The following is a 14,749-nucleotide window of genomic DNA, read 5'->3' on the forward strand; positions in this document are numbered from 1 at the left end:
TTCCTTACGCTTCGGCGCCAGCCTTGGGCTTGTAGTTCGTAACCTCTGCGATACGCGCGGATTTACCGCGGCGGGTGCGCAGATAGTACAGTTTGGCGCGACGAACGCGGCCACGGCGGACAACGGTGATGCTGTCGATGTTGGTCGAATACAGCGGGAACACACGCTCCACGCCTTCGCCGAACGAAATCTTGCGAACGGTGAACGAACCGGCAATGCCATTGCCGTTGTTGCGCGCGATGCAGACGCCTTCGTAGTTCTGCACACGGGTGCGCGACCCTTCGGTCACCTTATAGCCGACACGAATGGTGTCACCGGCCTTGAAGTCGGGGATGTCTTTCCCCAGGGCGGCAATCTGTTCCGCCTCAAGCTGTGCGATAAGATCCATCGCAGGTACTCCTATATGCTCGTGGTTGGCCCACGAAGTTTGGGCACGGCCTGAGAGCTCTTGGTCTTCACCGGGTCCTGCATGCAGCCCGCCAGAGGTCAGATCGAATGTTCCTTTGGTCTGGTTTGATCTGACATATCCCCGCCGAAGAAAGCCGGGCTTGAAGCCGATAATCAAACCACAACACCGGAGTCGCAGAATGCGGCACCGGATTGCGGTCGTTTAAGGGTATTGAGTGCCGGGATCAAGAACAAATCGTATGGCGAAGCAGTGGGAATCCGCCTTTCGAAAATCCCACCGTTGCCACAGCGGTCAGATCAGGCATTCTGAAGGAAATTGAAAGAGCAGAATTTTCAGACAGGACCCCATGATGCGAATTGCACTTATGCTGACGATTGCAGCCGCTTTGCTTATGTCGTGCGGGCGCGGCGGCCCGAAACCGCAGGTCGTGGAACCCACGCCGGGTGTGGACAGGACAGCGCCGTCCGTAATCTATCCTGATTTTGGGGACGCCGATCCGCATGAGTGGGAAGGCCGTCACCCCGGATTGTATCCGATCCACGGGCTTGACGTCTCGCGCTGGCAGGGACCGATAGACTGGCGCACAGCCAAAGCTTCGGGCGTAAGCTTTGCGTTTCTGAAAGCAACCGAAGGCGGCGATGTGGCGGATCCATTATTCGACGACCACAGGCGCGGTGCTCAGGCAGCGGGCGTGCCGTGGGGGGCTTATCATTACTATTATTTCTGCCGATCGGCCCGGGAACAGGCACGTTGGTTCATTCAGAACGTCCCGAAAGGGGCAGATCTGCCGCATGTTCTTGACATGGAGTGGACGCCGCATTCCAAGACCTGCACGTTGCGGCCCGATGGCAGAACCGTCCGCGCCGAAGCGCAGCGCTTTCTGGACATTCTCGAACGGCATTATGGCCGGCGTCCCATCGTCTATACGACAGTGGATTTCTTTGCGGATACTGATATCGGGCGTTTGCCCAAAACCGAGTTCTGGTTGCGATCCGTCGCAGGCCATCCGCGTCAGGTCTATCCCCGCACAGTCTGGCGGTTTTGGCAATACACCGGCACCGGGCTGGTGCCGGGGGTTCAGGGCAGGGTGGACATCAACACGTTCAACGGCACCCCAGAAACTTGGGCCAGCTGGAAAGCGCGCCGCTAGTTTTGTGACGTTCCGTAGGTTTCGATAGTGCCGCCCCCGACCAAGTGGTCCAGCCGCCGTTCGCGTTCATCACCAAAGGCGTTGCGCACCCAGAACGATTCACCCGCGGTCAGTTCGCGCCGCTCGAAACCGCGTGCGCGCAGGCAGCGATCAACCTGATCGATTTCGCCCTGTTGGCGCAGTTCGTCCTGAAATGGCGCGGTGACCGCAGGCCCGATGATGATGCCCCAAAGCAGGATATTTGTTGCATAACCGCCGATTACGGCGCTGTTGCCGCCCTCGTCAGCTTCCTGAGAGCAGGAGTCAACGGCAACCTTCGCAGAGTGCAGATTGTGACCGGCTTGCGTCGGAACCGACATCCCAAGCGGTTTGGTGGTACAGGCGGAGGCAACCAGTAACGTGCCAAGCAATAACTTTTTCATAATGCCTTTTATTTCACTTCTTATTACCCAAAAACTAATGGGGCATGGAAGTGAATAAGTTCAGGTGCGTTCAACTTCAAATGGCATTCTGACAAACATCGAAACTGAGGCATCCCGGCCACAACGAGCGGGTCTAGCCCTAGGATTCTGATCTGGCTTTGACGTATTCTGCCCAGATATCAGGACGCCGTAAGCGCGTGATGTCTTGTGCCATTTTTTGCCGCCATTCCGCGATCCGGCCATGATGGCCCGACATCAGAATCTCGGGGATCGGGCGCCCTTTCCAATCTGCGGGGCGGGTATACTGGGGGTGCTCCAGCAAACCCGAGGCAAAACTTTCTTCTTCGGTCGAAGCCTGATTTCCAAGCACTCCGGGAATCAGCCGTACCGTGGCATCGATCAGGGCTTGTGCCGCGATTTCGCCGCCGGTCATGACGAAATCACCCAACGACACCTCTTGCACGCCATAATGTTCCAAAACGCGCTCGTCCACGCCTTCAAAACGACCGCACAGAAGGGTCATGCCGTCACAACGGGCAAGATTCTGCATCATGCGCTGGTCCATGCGACGTCCGCGCGGGCTGAGGTAGATCAGCGGCCAGTTCCCTTGAATGCCTGCCATCGCATGTTCGATCGCGTCACCCAGAACATCGGCACGCAGAACCATGCCCGCGCCACCCCCGGCCGGGGTGTCATCAACGTTGCGATGTTTGCCTATACCGAACTGTCGCAGATCCACTGTTTCCAGTTGCCAAAGCCCTTCCTGCAAGGCCTTACCTGTCAGGCTTTCGCCAAGAACACCGGGGAAGGCGGACGGGAACAAAGTGATGATCTTGGCTTTCCAGACCCCGTGCAGATCAGGGCTCGGAGTCATCAGATCGCGTGGTTTCAGGGAAGGACGGATCGCCTTGCGGCCATGGGATCTGCTGGGTTTCTCTGTCATGTCTGGCGGGCCAGTTCGTTCTGTGCGGATTGAATCAGTGCTTTCTTCTGGGTGATCATGGCGGCGTCGTCCAGCGAGGATCGGTTCAGCGCCAGGATTTCCTGTAGCACATCGTCTGAAAATGTTGGCGTGCCATGTGCAGGCCCGACAAGTTGTGACGAAAGCTCGGGTGGCAGGTTCAGAAATTCGGCCAAGGGCGCACCTGCACCAAGGCGGTGGTTCTGCAACGCCTCCATCCACTCTGTTCTGACCGTGACGGATGGCAACCGATTCCGGACGGCATCAGCGGTTTCCTGAAGCGATGGCAAATGGGCAAGGTCGGAGGAAAAGGCGTGCAAGTTCTGCACCATGCGTGATTTCTGCAAGTCGTGTGCCCACAGGCTCCGCAGCCATTGATCGCGGGCGCGCAAGGATATGTAGATCGTGATGTCGGTTTCATGACCCAGGAACCGACGCCGCACGACGCTGACGAGAGTTTCCGCCAGTTCCGGTGCGGCACCGTAACCTTCACGCTTGTTTCTGCTGGGGCGCAAGCCTGCGAAATTCTCTTCGCTCAGGATCAACCCCCGGCGTGCGCCGAAATCCAGATCGTCCAGAAACGCGTGCAGGTGGCTTCCAAAACCCGCCAATGTGGAATCCAGCCGGTAAAGCGAGTGACGCGTGGCGCTCTCGCTCAAGCCGCTGTTGCGCGTCTTGTAGGGCAGAACCAACGCGAAGCGTGGCCAGATCAGTTTCCGGTTTTCATGGAGGAAGGACTGTGCTGCGGTCATGCCTGTCTTGTGCAGGCCCAGATGCAGCAGGACCCGACGCATTATATCAGGCCTTCGGGCGGATCGGCCACGATACGGCCTTGTTCCAGATCCACCGTGGGTACAACTTGCATCGTGAAAGGCAGCAAAACCGTGGTTTTCAACCCCGGCCCGTGCAATTCCAACAAGTCCGCTGCCCCGTGGTTCTGCACCGATTTGACCTTGCCCAGCAGGGTGCCTCCGGTGTCATAGACATCTAGCCCGATCAGATCGTTGTGGTAGAATTCATCATCGGGCAGCGACGGCAGCTGATCGCGCCTTGCATAAAGGCGCAACCCATTCAGGGCATCCGCCTGTTCCTTGGTTTCAACGCCACCAAGGCGGGCCGCGAATCCGTTCTTGATGGTGCGCGTCAATACCACAGGATAACGCTCTTTGCCCGCTTCATCGGTCAGCGGCGAATAGGTCTCGATATCTTCGGGAACGGCGCAAAAGCTCTTCAGCCTCACCTCGCCTCGCACACCGTAAGCCCCCGCGATGCTGCCGACGCAGATCAGATCACTCATTGGCTGCCCCAGTCGTCAAACATATCCCGTTTCTCCATTCGCCAAGCCCGTTGCAGGCTTCGCGCTGGTTGTTGCGCTCGAAGAACACGCCCACAATAAAGGCGATCAACAGCAGAATGGGAAGTCGTATCAATCCGATCATGTGGCCTTACCGTGTTTCGATCGTCAGGCCCTGCGCCCGGGTTTCCCAGCCGACCTGTTCCAGTTCAGGTGTATCCGACATCTGTTCCGGCCGACCGACACAGAAATACCCGATCAGGCGCCAGGTTTCAGGAACATTCAGATCGCGCTTCATCTGGTCGGGATCCAGAATGGAAACCCAGCCCAGCCCCAGCCCTTCGACCCGAAGTGCAAGCCAGAACAAAGTGATCGCGGACACGACAGAGTAGCGCCGCATCTCGGGCATCGTGCCGGCGCCAAGTCCCAGCCCTTTTTCGGTGCTGTCGTCGCAGAAGACGGCCAGTTGCACGGGCGCTTCCTGCATCCCGGAAAGCTTCAGCCTGCTGTATAGCTGCGCCTTGTCCCCCGAGTAGCCCGCCAAAGCGTGGTCATTGGCGGTGCGAAAATTCTTCAGCGCTGCGGCCCTTGCCGCTTCGCTTTCGACGCGGATCACGCGCCAGGGTTCGCTGAGCCCCACTGAAGGGGCCAGTCGAAATGCGTCGAGGCAGCGCGTCAGCACTGCCTCGTCAATCGCGTCGGTGCAAAACCGGCGCACATCCCGCCGGAGCCGCAACAACAGGTCGAACTGCGTGCGAAAATCGTCTGTAAAGGGGTGATCCCGCACGCGTGCGCCTGCTTATTCTTCTGCTGCAGCTTCTTCTGCCGGAGCAGCAGCGGCTTCGGCTGCTTCAGCGGCCTTGGCGGCTTTCTCTTCGGCGCGCTCTTGGGCTTTCTTGCCCGGAGTTCCCTTGTTGGGGTTGTTGCGCTCGGCTTTGTCACGGGCACCGGCCGCTTCCAGCATACGTGCGATACGGTCGGTGGGCTGTGCGCCCTGATCCAGCCAGTACTGGATGCGCTCCATGTTCATTTTCACGCGCTCTTCGCTGTCTTTCGGCAGCAGCGGGTTGTAGGTACCCAGTTTCTCGATGAAACGGCCATCGCGCGGCATACGGCTGTCAGCCGCAACGATGCGATAGAAAGGACGTTTTTTCGAGCCGCCGCGGGCGAGACGAATTTTCATTGCCATGGTGGTATCTCCTTTGAATGGCGTTACTGGGATTTCCCAGTCAATTCTGGTGTTTCTTGTGGTGTCGGATGACTTCCTGAATGATGAAATTCAGGAAAGCCTTGGCGAAATCGGGGTCCAGGTCGGCCTCATTCGCCAGGTCTTCTAACCGTGCGATCTGCGCAGCTTCGCGCGAGGGATCGGACGGGGGAAGGTCGTGTTCGGCCTTGAGCTTGCCAACGGCCTGCGTGTGCTTGAACCGCTCGCCAAGCGTATAGACGAGGATCGCGTCCAGCCTGTCGATGCTTTCGCGATGCTCTTTCAACAGCGTGGCAGCCTGTGTCACGGGGTTGGTCATTGGCCGGTCCTTTCGGTGGTCAAGTCAATCTGCGGATGGCGCCAGATCTGAGCGTGCTTGCCCAAAAGCTCGGCTCTCTCAATCTCCAGCGTTGCGCCGAGGCGTTCGGCCAAAGCGCGCGAGCGGTCATTGGCATGGGCGATGTAGGAAATCACACCGTTAAGGCCCTGATGCCGGGCGGCATAGTCGCGTGCAGCCGCTGCGGCCTCAAAGCCCAGACCTTTGCCTTCGGCCTCTGCCATCAGCGTCCAGCCCAGCTCGGGCTCCGCCCAGCCGGGTACGTAGATCATACCTGCCCATCCCACGAATGCGCCGCTGGCCTTTTCAGTCAGATGCCACAGACCATAACCGCGCAGCGCCCAATGACCCAATCTGTTCGAAAGAGAGCTCCAGCTTCCAAGCGCGTCCTTGGGACCACCAACCATATGGCTGCGCTGGGTCGCGAAGAATGCGGTCATTGCGGGCAGATCGTCCAGATGCGGCGCGCGCAGGATCAGGTGTTCGGTTTCAATGGTGGGAATGGTGAAAGAGGTCATGCGTATGCCTCCATTCCGCCATTCACCAGATCCGAGGGCGCCGGGTGCCGCCAGATTTCGGATTTTCCGAACTTGGGGTGGTCATAGTGATACTCGAACTGCGCGCCCAGACGCTTGGCCACGGCCTTGCTGGCGTGATTGTCCAGATCGATCAGTGAGATCGCGGTTTCCCAGCCCAATACATCATAGGCGTAGGCACGTGCAGTCAGCGCGGCCTCGGTCGCATAGCCCTTGCCGGTGGCGTGGTTCAACAGGGTCCAGCCAACTTCGGGTTCCGGCCAGCCTTCGGGAAACCAAAGCCCGATCCGCCCGACATAGGTGCCGGTGTCTTTTTCATCGACGCTCCAATACCCATAGCCGCGCAAGGCCCAGTGCCCCAGCAGCGAGGCGACAACCCGCCAAACCTCATCCCTGCGCAGAGGGCCGCCGACGAACTTGGCCGCATCGCTTGCAAAGAAGGCAGTGTCCGCATCGACATCGGCCTCGGACGGTGCGCGCAGGATCAGGCGTTCGGTTTCCAGCGTCGGGATCGGCATCGCGAATGTCATGCCTGCACCTCGCGGTAGCGCCAGACATGCTGGGTTGGCCCAAAGGCGCTTTCTGCATCGGCATCACGCGCTGCGCCCAGTCGTTGGGCAAGCGCGTTCGAACGGGTGTTGGATTGCGAAACATAGCTTACGAACTGCCCCGATCCCAGCAGGTCAAATCCGAAATCACGCACGGCGGCGCAAGCTTCGGTGGCATAGCCCTGCATCCGGTGTTCAGCGCCGAACATATAGCCAAGTTCCGGTTCGTGATCGTCCCATTCCAAGCCCAGAACGACGAAGCCAATTGCCCGATCATCACCCTTGTGCGTGACCGTGAACAGGCCGTGACCATGCAGAAGCCAGCCCGCGGTATAATAGGAAAACTCGGTCCACGCGGCTTGCGGGGTGTCGCCAAAGCTGTCCTTGCAGATCGACGTCCACACCGGCAGGTCCTCCAGTGTGGGCACGCGCAGTACAAGCCGCCGGGTCTGAATGACCGGCAGGGCTGCGCGATATTGCGCTGCCGCCATCGCCGCCTTTCCGGACGGGGGCTGGGTACAGCGTGCGGGGGTCACTTTTTCTTTCCGAACCCGCTCATGCCCGGTGGCAGACCCATGCCGCCGCCCAGACCGGGCATCTTGCCGCCCATGGCCTTGGCCGCCTGTTCCAGCGCCTTGGGATCCATGCCTGCGGCCATCTCCTCGGGGCTGGGGCCGCCTTTGCCGAACATGCCTTTCATGGCCTGTTTCAACATCTTGCCTTTGCCCATCTTGCCCATCTTCTTCATCATGTCCGACATTTGCCGGTGCATCTTGAGCAGCTTGTTGAGGTCGCTGACCTCCATCCCGGACCCCGCCGCGATGCGTTTCTTGCGGCTGGCCTGAAGGATCTGCGGGTTGGCGCGTTCGCGCTTGGTCATCGACTGGATCATGGCGATCTGCTGGCGCAGGATCCTGTCGTCCAGACCGGCCTGATCCATCTGCTTGGCCATCTTGCCCATGCCCGGCATCATGCCCATCATGCCCTGCATGCCGCCCATCTGGATCATCTGTTCCAGCTGCATCTTCAGGTCGTTCATGTTGAACTGACCCTTGACCATGCGCTTCATCATGCGCTCGGTCTGTTCCATCTCCATCGTTTCCTGGGCCTTTTCGACCAGGGCAACGATGTCGCCCATGCCCAGAATACGACCGGCGATCCGGTCCGGCTCGAAAGTTTCGAGCGCGTCCATCTTCTCGCCCAGACCGACAAAGCGGATCGGCTTGCCGGTCACGGCGCGCATCGACAGGGCCGCACCGCCGCGCCCGTCACCGTCCATCCGGGTCAGGACCACGCCCGAGATGCCGACCTTGGCGTCGAACTCCTCGGCCACCTCGACGGCGACCTGACCGGTCAGGCCGTCAACCACCAGCAGCGTCTCGCGCGGGTCAACGGCGTTGCGGACCTGCTCGACCTCGTCCATCAGAACCTCGTCGATATGCAGACGACCCGCGGTGTCGAGCATGTACACGTCGTAACCACCCAGCGTCGCCTGTTGCTTGGCGCGTTTGGCAATGTCGACAGGCTTCTGGCCCGGCACGATCGGCAGAGTGTCCACACCAACCTGCGTGCCCAGAACCGCCAGCTGATCCATCGCCGCCGGACGGTAGACGTCCAGCGAGGCCATCAGGACCTTCTTGCCCTCTTTCTCTTTCAGTCGCTTGGCAAGCTTGCCGGTGGTCGTCGTCTTGCCCGAGCCCTGCAAGCCGACCATCAGGATCGGGGCAGGCGGGTTGTCGATCTTCAGCGCACCGGGGTCTTCCTCGCCACGCAGGGTGTCAACCAAAGCGTCATGCACGATCTTGACGACCTGCTGGCCGGGTGTGATCGACTTGGTGACCGCCTGACCGGTCGCCTGTTCCTGCACCTTCTTGACGAATTCCCGGGCAACCGGCAGCGAGACGTCGGCCTCAAGAAGGGCAACGCGGACCTCGCGCAGGGCGGTTTTGACGTCTTCTTCAGACAGGGCGCCCTGTTTGGTCAACCGGTCGAAGACGCCAGAGAGGCGTTCGGATAGATTTTCAAACATGCCTGCGGCCTCCTTAGCCGGTTCTGATTTGGCGCCCCATAGATTAAGGGCAGACGGGTCAATGCACAAACGCCCCCACGGGCGAAACTCGCTGGTGGGGGGCGATCCCTGAACGACTCGAGGGACCGGAAGATCAAACGCTTCCGGATGTTGGGGCGTCATTTACGCCTCTGGGCCGCGTGAGTCAAGATAAGCTGTATGGGTGTCACATTGCGGGTTATTCTGCGTGAATGCAGCAGAGGGAGGGGGCAATGAAGAACGGTCCGCCGCGAAAGACGACCGACTATGTCGGCGAAGTCACCAACACCGATATCTGGTCCGGATTCGAGATACGGCCCAGCGACGTCTTTGTGTGCACACCACCCAAATGCGGCACCACTTGGACGCAAACACTGGTGCGCATGCTCATCACCGAAACGGCCGACCCCGGCGTGTACGACAACAGGGTCTCACCGTGGCTTGATTGCAGTTTTCGCGATCGGGTCGCGCAGGCGGATGAACTGAGCGCGCAAAGCCATCGGCGCTGTATCAAAACACATACCCCGCTTGATGGAATCGCATTCTCGCCAAATGCGCAATATCTGGTTGTTCACCGTCATCCGGTTGACGTTCATTTTTCAATGCGCCGCCATGTCGAGAATATGAAGCATAACTGGCTTGATTACCTGTTCCCCGACGATCGGTCGGAGGCTTTCGACATGTTTTTGAACCGGCCCGCGTCGTCCAAGGGCACAGATGACCTGACCCTCAGATCGATCATTCATCACTTCCATTCCTTTTGGATGTATCGCGACCTGCCCAACATCCATTTTCTGCACTATGCCGAGCTCAGCCGGGATCTTCCGGGACAGGTCGCGCGGCTTGCACGGATCATGGACATCGAAATTGACCCGGACCTGGTCAAGGACATCGCCGAGGCCGGCAGTTTCGGATCGATGAAAAACAATGCCATACGTCTGGAGCAAACCCCCGGATTCACCAGTGGGTTTCACGACTTTGCGCAGTTCTTCTCTTCGGGCACAAGCAACAAGTGGGAAGGCAAGCTGACCGAGCAGGACATGGCGCGATATGACGCCTGCATGTCCCGGCTGGTCTCAGCCGAAGAACGCTTGTGGCTGGAACGCGGCCTGGCCTCTTAATTCGTCCCGACTTCACGACGGTTTTGGCCGGTCTTAGATGGAAGCCAGTCATTCACCGCCTCGGCCAACCGGTGAGAGCCGGAGCCGCTGGAAAACGCTTCGACAATGGGATGGCGACCCGCGCTCATGCCTTTCTCAAGAACAAGGACCGGGCGATACAGCGTCGAGGTGCCGTTTTTGCCACGGGATGTCGTGCTTTCGATTTCTGCGTGGGACAGGTTGGACAGTTTGTGTTCGACCGCTTCATACCCAAAAACCGATTGGCGGCGGATCAGGATACTGTCTTTGTGCCGATCCAGAATGATCTGAACCCGTCTTACGAAAGCGCAAAACGCACCAAACCCAAGACCGCCTCCGCCGAGGGCGAAGATCAGGCCGAACCAGATGCCTTCGCCGCCCGTGCTCATCAGAAAAATACCGGGGCCGACAAAGGCCAGAATGAAAATGACCAGCGTGATACCGATGAACCAGGGCGTATTGGCGATGATCAGTTGGTTCGGGGTGTTTCGGGTCACTTTCATGGCGGTACGCTAGCACCGTTCCAACACCCTGTTCCAGTTTGTTTCATCACCGTCTTGCGTGAAATCAGGCTGAAACGCGCAGGGCCAGGGCAGCGCCGTCCTTGATCTCGGGCAGTGTGGTTGGCGGGGTCAAGGCCAGGTTCGGCATGCCAGACACAGACTGCGCCTGTGATGCGCGCGATCTTCATTCGGGCGGGTATCACCCGCGCAATTGTATGTCTCGCGCTTGAATTCCAAGTTTTGTTGCGCGATGAGCAATCCCAAAAAAGCGAGGGCTTCATGGACGCTTCATCCACCTATCAGGACACTTTGCCGCTGAGTTCGGACGCATTGCTTGCGCAGATGGAAGATTGGGGGCTGACTTATCGCCTTCATACCCATGTGCCATTGCGTACGGTCGAGGATGCAAAGGCGGTCGAAGACCAGTTCATGACACCCGGAGAGAACGCGCTGAGGGTCAAGAACCTGTATCTGCGCGACAAGAAAAAGCGCAATTATCTGGTGACCTTGGAACAAAGTCGCGAGATTGATCTCAAGGCTTTGGGGGCCGAGTTGGGCATAGGCAACCTGTCCTTCGGCTCGGCGGACCGGCTGTTTCAGAATCTCGGCATACGCCCCGGCGCGGTCAGCCCGCTGGCGATGATCAACGGTGTTCAGAATGATGTCAGGTTCTTCATGGATGCGGCGGCACAGCAGGCCGAGGTGATTTACATGCACCCCCTTGTCAACGACCGCACCGTAGCCCTGACGCGGGCCGACATGATGGCCTTTTTCGATCGCACCGGCTGCGCGGTCACGTGGTTGCCCTGATTACGTCAGCGCTTCTTTCAATGCGGCGGCAACATGCGCGGCTGACGGGTTGACGAACAGATGCCCGTCAGCTTCGAACACCGGATCGTCCAGGTGGTTGGGGAAAGCCAGTGGAAGCTCGGTACAGGCCAGCAGGATGGCGGTTCCGGGGCAGGCGTGCTTGTCGCAAAACGCCAGCAGACGGGCGCGGGCCGCGTCAGACGCACCACCATAGAAATCACTGTCGATCATGGCCTGCATCTGGGAAATCTCGGGTTCGGGCAACCGTTCATTCGCGGTAATGCCTTCGGCGGCCAGTCGGTTCGCATAGTTGGTGGCCTGCATCGTCACGGTTGTTCCCAGGACCAGAGCCCGTGATGCGCCGGTACCTGCCGTCGCCTCGGCGGTTGCGTCAAAGATGCTGAGGATCGGCATCGAGACACCCTGCCGTATCGCGTGAAGCCGCGCATGGGGGGTGTTGGACGCGATAATGCCAAAATCGCACCCGGCGCGTTCGAGAGTCAGCAGGGCGTCGCGGAACACCGCGTCAAAATCCGCCCAGCTTGCCTCATCACCGGCGACACCGCGCAGGGCGCGCGTTCTGGCCTGCGTAACGGATTCGATGGTCATTGGTGGGATCGGCAAAGGCGAACCATGGCCGCGTTCCGCGTGATAACGCCCGGCCCCTTCGGCAATCGCCCGGTAATAATCGACGGTCGAGGCCCAGCCCACACCGCCCAGAATGCCGATTTTCTTCATGTGGCCCATCCAGTCTGCCTGTTTGCTCGCATGCAGACTGGACGTTTCCACGCTCGTTGGCCAGAGGCGATCAGGCAGCAAGCTCCGCGACCGCCTTGTGGGCACTTTCCAGCGCCGCATCCGGGTTCACGGCCATCTGATCCGCGGCGATGACGTCAACGTCATGAATGCCGATGAAACCCAGAACGTGGCGCGCGTAATTGGTGGCGAAATCAGCTTCGGATCCGACAGGAACACCGCCCGATGCGATGGCCAGAATGGCACGTTTCCCTTCCAGCAGGCCTTTGGGGCCGTTTTCCGTGTAGGAAAAGGTCAGGCCCGCGCGCGCCACGAGGTCGACCCAGGCCTTGAATGCGGCAGGCACCGAAAAGTTGTAGATCGGCAGGCCGATGACGATGGTGTCGGCCTCTTGCAGTTCGGAGACCAGTTCGTCCGACAGGGCCAGCCGGTCGCGCTGTAGATCGTCGCGCTGGTCGGCGGGGGTGAAATTGGCGGCGATCCAGTCTTCTGTCAGCAGGGGCAGGGGGGTGGCCAGATCGCGGCGGATGATACGGTCTGCGCCCAGTTGCTTGACCACACGGTCAGACAGATCGCGCGTGGTCGAGTTCACGCGGCGGGCGGATGAGTCGATGTGAAGGATCGTTTTGGTCATTGTTTTGGTCCTTTCGGTCAGATGAATCTTGGTCTGCGCCCAATATGATTATTGCGTTGATGAACAAAACTCGGATACATCAACAGTTATTGTTGGAAATTGCACAGTGACGACATTGCCATGGATAATTGGGATGAAGTGAGAACCGCCTATCAGGTGGCACGCATGGGGACGGTCAGCGGCGCGGCAGAGGTTTTGGGCGTTCACCACGCCACCGTGATCCGCCACATAGATGCGATCGAGGCGCGATTGGGTGTCAAACTGTTCCAGCGCCATGCCCGCGGGTATACGCCGACCGAAGCAGGCGACGATCTGTTGCGCGTGGCCCAGGCGACCGAAGATCAGTTCAACCAGCTTGTGGGCCGGATGAAGGGACGCGGAGACGATGTCTCGGGTGAATTGGTCGTGACTTCCCTGGGGTCTCTTGCCCCGTTGGTGGTGCCGACGCTCACCGCGTTTCAAAAGATGCATCCGGACCTGATCGTGCGATACCTGACGGGCGATCGGCTGTTCCGGCTGGAATACGGTGAGGCGCATGTGGCGATCCGCGCCGGATCGGCCCCCGATCAACCCGACAATGTCGTCCAGCCTTTCCGACAAGAGGAAGTTGGTCTTTATGCCAGCGCCTCGTACATCGAACGGTTCGGCAAGCCATCCGGAATCGAAGATTTTGCACGCCATCACTTCGTCAGTTCCGATGACGAAACCAGCCGCGCGCCGTTCACACGCTGGCTGCGCGCGACGGTACCCGCCGACCGCATCACCTTCCGCTGTACCAACAACTTCTGCATGCGCGAGGCGGTTCTGGCCGGTGCCGGCATCGGCTTCATGGCCCGTTGGGAGGCTGCCCGCCACGACAATCTGGTCGAGGTGATTGATCCGCTGCCGGAATGGTTCGGCAATCTGTGGCTGGTGACCCACGTGGACTTGCACCGCACCACCAAGGTACAGGCCTTTCTGAGCTTTCTGAAAGAAGAAGCCAAAGGCTGGCAGCCATGAGCCCGCAGATGCGTGGCCATCTGGCCATGCTTGTCTTTTCAGCCCTTGTGGCAGGCAGCTTTTCGCTGGGGTCCATGATCGCCAACGAAATCGCGCCAGCCGCCCTGAATGCGGTTCGCTTTGCGATTGCTGCTGCCGTGATTGGTTTGGCCGCACTGGCGACAACCGGCCTGCCGCGCAGCGCCGCGCAGGCCCCTTGGCGCTATCTGGTGCTTGGGGCTTTGTTCGCCACCTATTTCGTCCTGATGTTCTATGGGTTGCAAACCGCCCCACCTGTCAGTGCGGCAGCGGTGTTCACCCTGACACCAGTTGTCTCTGCCATGGCGGGGTGGGTCTTGTTGCGCCAAATCACGACTCCGCGCATGGCGCTGGCCTTGACCATTGGCGCCGTGGGGGCGCTTTGGGTGATTTTCCGGGCCGATTGGCAAATGTTCCGCGCCTTTGAAATCGGTGGCGGCGAAATCATCTATTTCTGGGGCTGCGTCGCCCATGCGATCTATACGCCCATGATCCGCAAGCTGAACCGAGGAGAGCCCGCCGTGGTATTCACCTTCGGAACGCTGGTCGCCGGGTGTCTGTTGTTGGTCGCGTTCGGCTGGTCGGACCTGATGGCAACCGATTGGGCCGGGCTTCCCGCTATTGTCTGGATCGGCCTGTTCTACATTTCGTTCTTTGCAACGGCAGCCAGCTTCGTGCTGGTGCAGTTTTCTTCCTTGCGGCTGCCGTCGGCCAAGGTCATGGCCTATACCTACCTGGTTCCCAGCTGGGTCATTCTGTGGGAGATTGCGCTGGGCAAAGGCGTGCCAACCGGTTTGATCCTGGGTGGTGTGGCGCTGACAATCATCGCCCTGCTGATGTTGTTGAAAGAGGAAGTCCCGCCCTCGGTGCAAGTGCGCCGCGCCATGGAATAAGCCACGTCTTCGCTTGAAAAACCCAGCAGACCCTAGATGCATTCCAGTGGTGGAATTTGTTGAGCCAGATCAAGGCACCCCTGTGG

21 protein-coding genes are annotated in these 14,749 nt (G+C 59.5%); 5 read left to right on the plus strand and 16 right to left on the minus strand.

Annotation, left to right across the window (positions count from 1 at the left end; translation table 11 throughout):
• Window positions 1–4: 4 nt before the first annotated feature.
• Window positions 5–388, minus strand: coding sequence for a 50S ribosomal protein L19 (rplS, locus tag ACR0C6_RS18470; RefSeq protein ID WP_152457026.1), 384 nt, complete (start codon window positions 386–388; stop codon window positions 5–7).
• Between the two features lie 370 nt (window positions 389–758).
• Between rplS and ACR0C6_RS18475 the strand changes: the two genes are divergently transcribed.
• Complete coding sequence (locus ACR0C6_RS18475) at window positions 759–1,559, plus strand: glycoside hydrolase family 25 protein (protein ID WP_171229166.1); 801 nt, start codon at window positions 759–761, stop codon at window positions 1,557–1,559.
• Here the strand turns inward: ACR0C6_RS18475 and ACR0C6_RS18480 are convergent.
• From ACR0C6_RS18480 to ffh, 12 genes are all read right to left on the minus strand, one after another.
• Complete coding sequence (locus ACR0C6_RS18480; protein WP_117869920.1) at window positions 1,556–1,981, minus strand: hypothetical protein; 426 nt, start codon at window positions 1,979–1,981, stop codon at window positions 1,556–1,558. The genes ACR0C6_RS18475 and ACR0C6_RS18480 overlap by 4 nt on opposite strands.
• A 139-nt stretch (window positions 1,982–2,120) precedes the next feature.
• A complete protein-coding gene (gene trmD, locus ACR0C6_RS18485; protein WP_480620615.1) occupies window positions 2,121–2,924 on the minus strand; it encodes a tRNA (guanosine(37)-N1)-methyltransferase TrmD in 804 nt (267 codons plus the stop codon).
• On the minus strand, window positions 2,921–3,736 hold the full coding sequence (locus ACR0C6_RS18490) for a hypothetical protein (protein WP_171642307.1): 816 nt from the start codon (window positions 3,734–3,736) through the stop codon (window positions 2,921–2,923). The genes trmD and ACR0C6_RS18490 overlap by 4 nt, the downstream gene beginning before the upstream one ends.
• The gene (rimM, locus tag ACR0C6_RS18495; RefSeq protein WP_152457030.1) at window positions 3,736–4,239 is read right to left on the minus strand and encodes a ribosome maturation factor RimM; all 504 of its coding nucleotides are present in this window, start codon (window positions 4,237–4,239) and stop codon (window positions 3,736–3,738) included. The genes ACR0C6_RS18490 and rimM overlap by 1 nt, the downstream gene beginning before the upstream one ends.
• Entirely contained in the window at window positions 4,232–4,381 is a 150-nt protein-coding gene (locus ACR0C6_RS18500; RefSeq protein WP_480447442.1) for a hypothetical protein, read from the minus strand. Before ACR0C6_RS18500 ends, rimM begins: the two co-directional genes overlap by 8 nt.
• 6 nt (window positions 4,382–4,387) lie before the next feature.
• Complete coding sequence (gene bluB / locus ACR0C6_RS18505; RefSeq protein ID WP_480620617.1) at window positions 4,388–5,023, minus strand: 5,6-dimethylbenzimidazole synthase; 636 nt, start codon at window positions 5,021–5,023, stop codon at window positions 4,388–4,390.
• A 12-nt stretch (window positions 5,024–5,035) separates the two neighbouring features.
• Window positions 5,036–5,425, minus strand: coding sequence for a 30S ribosomal protein S16 (gene rpsP, locus ACR0C6_RS18510; protein WP_010437590.1), 390 nt, complete (start codon window positions 5,423–5,425; stop codon window positions 5,036–5,038).
• Between the two features lie 40 nt (window positions 5,426–5,465).
• The gene (locus tag ACR0C6_RS18515; protein WP_152457032.1) at window positions 5,466–5,762 is read right to left on the minus strand and encodes a chorismate mutase; all 297 of its coding nucleotides are present in this window, start codon (window positions 5,760–5,762) and stop codon (window positions 5,466–5,468) included.
• Entirely contained in the window at window positions 5,759–6,298 is a 540-nt protein-coding gene (locus ACR0C6_RS18520) for a GNAT family N-acetyltransferase (RefSeq protein WP_480447444.1), read from the minus strand. Before ACR0C6_RS18520 ends, ACR0C6_RS18515 begins: the two co-directional genes overlap by 4 nt.
• Entirely contained in the window at window positions 6,295–6,846 is a 552-nt protein-coding gene (locus ACR0C6_RS18525; RefSeq protein WP_171120321.1) for a GNAT family N-acetyltransferase, read from the minus strand. Before ACR0C6_RS18525 ends, ACR0C6_RS18520 begins: the two co-directional genes overlap by 4 nt.
• Window positions 6,843–7,400 (minus strand): GNAT family N-acetyltransferase, encoded by a 558-nt coding sequence (locus tag ACR0C6_RS18530; protein WP_480447445.1) that lies wholly within the window; start codon window positions 7,398–7,400, stop codon window positions 6,843–6,845. Before ACR0C6_RS18530 ends, ACR0C6_RS18525 begins: the two co-directional genes overlap by 4 nt.
• A complete protein-coding gene (gene ffh, locus ACR0C6_RS18535; RefSeq protein WP_480620620.1) occupies window positions 7,397–8,893 on the minus strand; it encodes a signal recognition particle protein in 1,497 nt (498 codons plus the stop codon). Before ffh ends, ACR0C6_RS18530 begins: the two co-directional genes overlap by 4 nt.
• A gap of 251 nt (window positions 8,894–9,144) precedes the next feature.
• Between ffh and ACR0C6_RS18540 the strand changes: the two genes are divergently transcribed.
• The gene (locus ACR0C6_RS18540; protein WP_480620622.1) at window positions 9,145–10,032 is read left to right on the plus strand and encodes a sulfotransferase domain-containing protein; all 888 of its coding nucleotides are present in this window, start codon (window positions 9,145–9,147) and stop codon (window positions 10,030–10,032) included.
• Here ACR0C6_RS18540 and ACR0C6_RS18545 read toward each other — a convergent pair.
• Window positions 10,029–10,553 carry a hypothetical protein gene (locus ACR0C6_RS18545; protein WP_171229156.1) on the minus strand — a complete coding sequence of 175 codons (525 nt, stop codon included), beginning with the start codon at window positions 10,551–10,553 and terminating at the stop codon, window positions 10,029–10,031. The genes ACR0C6_RS18540 and ACR0C6_RS18545 overlap by 4 nt on opposite strands.
• Before the next feature lie 279 nt (window positions 10,554–10,832).
• On the opposite strand from ACR0C6_RS18545, the gene ACR0C6_RS18550 reads away from it, so the two are divergent.
• Window positions 10,833–11,363 carry a prolyl-tRNA synthetase associated domain-containing protein gene (locus ACR0C6_RS18550; protein ID WP_171229155.1) on the plus strand — a complete coding sequence of 177 codons (531 nt, stop codon included), beginning with the start codon at window positions 10,833–10,835 and terminating at the stop codon, window positions 11,361–11,363.
• Here ACR0C6_RS18550 and ACR0C6_RS18555 read toward each other — a convergent pair whose 3' ends face one another.
• Window positions 11,364–12,101: an aspartate/glutamate racemase family protein gene (locus ACR0C6_RS18555; protein ID WP_480620624.1), complete on the minus strand. Its 738-nt coding sequence runs from the start codon at window positions 12,099–12,101 to the stop codon at window positions 11,364–11,366.
• Between the two features lie 70 nt (window positions 12,102–12,171).
• On the minus strand, window positions 12,172–12,753 hold the full coding sequence (locus ACR0C6_RS18560) for an FMN-dependent NADH-azoreductase (protein ID WP_171229153.1): 582 nt from the start codon (window positions 12,751–12,753) through the stop codon (window positions 12,172–12,174).
• Window positions 12,754–12,873: 120 nt separating this feature from the next.
• On the opposite strand from ACR0C6_RS18560, the gene ACR0C6_RS18565 reads away from it, so the two are divergent.
• Window positions 12,874–13,752, plus strand: a complete 879-nt coding sequence (locus tag ACR0C6_RS18565) for a LysR family transcriptional regulator (RefSeq protein WP_152457042.1) — start codon at window positions 12,874–12,876, stop codon at window positions 13,750–13,752.
• On the plus strand, window positions 13,749–14,663 hold the full coding sequence (locus ACR0C6_RS18570) for a DMT family transporter (RefSeq protein ID WP_480620626.1): 915 nt from the start codon (window positions 13,749–13,751) through the stop codon (window positions 14,661–14,663). The genes ACR0C6_RS18565 and ACR0C6_RS18570 overlap by 4 nt, the downstream gene beginning before the upstream one ends.
• The last annotated feature ends 86 nt before the right edge of the window (window positions 14,664–14,749 follow it).

This window comes from Ruegeria sp. AL12, assembly GCF_056540885.1.

What these genes read in the sequence shown, in the direction of transcription:
- rplS (WP_152457026.1), bottom strand. Translation starts at nt 388, where the DNA reads ATGGATCTTATCGCACAGCTTGAGGCGGAACAGATTGCCGCCCTGGGG.
- ACR0C6_RS18475 (WP_171229166.1), top strand. Translation starts at nt 759, where the DNA reads ATGCGAATTGCACTTATGCTGACGATTGCAGCCGCTTTGCTTATGTCG.
- ACR0C6_RS18480 (WP_117869920.1), bottom strand. Translation starts at nt 1,981, where the DNA reads ATGAAAAAGTTATTGCTTGGCACGTTACTGGTTGCCTCCGCCTGTACC.
- trmD (WP_480620615.1), bottom strand. Translation starts at nt 2,924, where the DNA reads ATGACAGAGAAACCCAGCAGATCCCATGGCCGCAAGGCGATCCGTCCT.
- ACR0C6_RS18490 (WP_171642307.1), bottom strand. Translation starts at nt 3,736, where the DNA reads ATGCGTCGGGTCCTGCTGCATCTGGGCCTGCACAAGACAGGCATGACC.
- rimM (WP_152457030.1), bottom strand. Translation starts at nt 4,239, where the DNA reads ATGAGTGATCTGATCTGCGTCGGCAGCATCGCGGGGGCTTACGGTGTG.
- ACR0C6_RS18500 (WP_480447442.1), bottom strand. Translation starts at nt 4,381, where the DNA reads ATGATCGGATTGATACGACTTCCCATTCTGCTGTTGATCGCCTTTATT.
- rpsP (WP_010437590.1), bottom strand. Translation starts at nt 5,425, where the DNA reads ATGGCAATGAAAATTCGTCTCGCCCGCGGCGGCTCGAAAAAACGTCCT.
- ACR0C6_RS18515 (WP_152457032.1), bottom strand. Translation starts at nt 5,762, where the DNA reads ATGACCAACCCCGTGACACAGGCTGCCACGCTGTTGAAAGAGCATCGC.
- ACR0C6_RS18520 (WP_480447444.1), bottom strand. Translation starts at nt 6,298, where the DNA reads ATGACCTCTTTCACCATTCCCACCATTGAAACCGAACACCTGATCCTG.
- ACR0C6_RS18525 (WP_171120321.1), bottom strand. Translation starts at nt 6,846, where the DNA reads ATGACATTCGCGATGCCGATCCCGACGCTGGAAACCGAACGCCTGATC.
- ffh (WP_480620620.1), bottom strand. Translation starts at nt 8,893, where the DNA reads ATGTTTGAAAATCTATCCGAACGCCTCTCTGGCGTCTTCGACCGGTTG.
- ACR0C6_RS18540 (WP_480620622.1), top strand. Translation starts at nt 9,145, where the DNA reads ATGAAGAACGGTCCGCCGCGAAAGACGACCGACTATGTCGGCGAAGTC.
- ACR0C6_RS18545 (WP_171229156.1), bottom strand. Translation starts at nt 10,553, where the DNA reads ATGAAAGTGACCCGAAACACCCCGAACCAACTGATCATCGCCAATACG.
- ACR0C6_RS18550 (WP_171229155.1), top strand. Translation starts at nt 10,833, where the DNA reads ATGGACGCTTCATCCACCTATCAGGACACTTTGCCGCTGAGTTCGGAC.
- ACR0C6_RS18555 (WP_480620624.1), bottom strand. Translation starts at nt 12,101, where the DNA reads ATGAAGAAAATCGGCATTCTGGGCGGTGTGGGCTGGGCCTCGACCGTC.
- ACR0C6_RS18560 (WP_171229153.1), bottom strand. Translation starts at nt 12,753, where the DNA reads ATGACCAAAACGATCCTTCACATCGACTCATCCGCCCGCCGCGTGAAC.
- ACR0C6_RS18565 (WP_152457042.1), top strand. Translation starts at nt 12,874, where the DNA reads ATGGATAATTGGGATGAAGTGAGAACCGCCTATCAGGTGGCACGCATG.
- ACR0C6_RS18570 (WP_480620626.1), top strand. Translation starts at nt 13,749, where the DNA reads ATGAGCCCGCAGATGCGTGGCCATCTGGCCATGCTTGTCTTTTCAGCC.